The organism is Rhizobium sp. AQ_MP, from assembly GCF_014237835.1.
In the GTDB taxonomy this organism is placed as follows: Bacteria; Pseudomonadota; Alphaproteobacteria; order Rhizobiales; family Rhizobiaceae; genus Allorhizobium.
This window is the reverse complement of sequence record NZ_JACJVI010000064.1, coordinates 1-624: the sequence shown is the minus strand read 5'-3', so window position 1 is coordinate 624 and position 624 is coordinate 1. Positions and strand designations below refer to the sequence as shown.

Genomic DNA, 624 nt, shown 5'->3' with positions numbered 1-624 from the left:
GCGGAATCTCGCGCACGTCGAGCTTGAGAATATGATCTTCAACAACAGTCATTCGCTGGCTTTCTTCAATGCAAGTTGCGGGAGTCGCATGCAGCGTAAGCTGCACCGCAGGATACTGAAGCACCGGCGCCTAGGCTTCGTTGTGCTGTAACAAGCAAAACCAGGAAAGCAGTGTTCCTGTTTGCCTTTCGACAACGAAGCGATGGCACCTGGCACTATCGTTAGGGCACCGAACCGGAGCGATACAATGAACACAGAGATTATCCGCCGTTATGGCGAAAGCCGCCTGCCCCGTTACACAAGTTATCCGACGGCGCCCCGCTTCTCGCCCAGTATTGGAGCAGGCACCTATCGTGATTGGCTGGCGAACATCCCCAAAAGCGAACCGGTGTCGCTTTACCTTCACGTGCCCTTCTGTCGATCCATGTGCTGGTATTGCGGCTGCCACACCACGATCACCCAGAAGGACGCACCGATCCTCGACTATCTGACCGTGCTGAAACAGGAAATCAGGCTGGTAGCAAAAGCCATCGGGCGGCGACAGGATGTCAGCGACATTCACTTCGGCGGCGGCACACCCACGATCATGACGCCGGAGGAGTTCCTCGATCTGACTACCACGCT

Annotated in this window: 1 protein-coding gene; it reads left to right on the top strand. The window is 56.1% G+C overall.

The genetic code is table 11. The annotated features are described in order from the left end of the window. Positions 1 to 247 precede the first annotated feature (247 nt). On the top strand, positions 248 to 624 hold a 377-nt coding region (locus H6M51_RS24220), incomplete at its 3' end, for a radical SAM protein (RefSeq protein WP_348644575.1).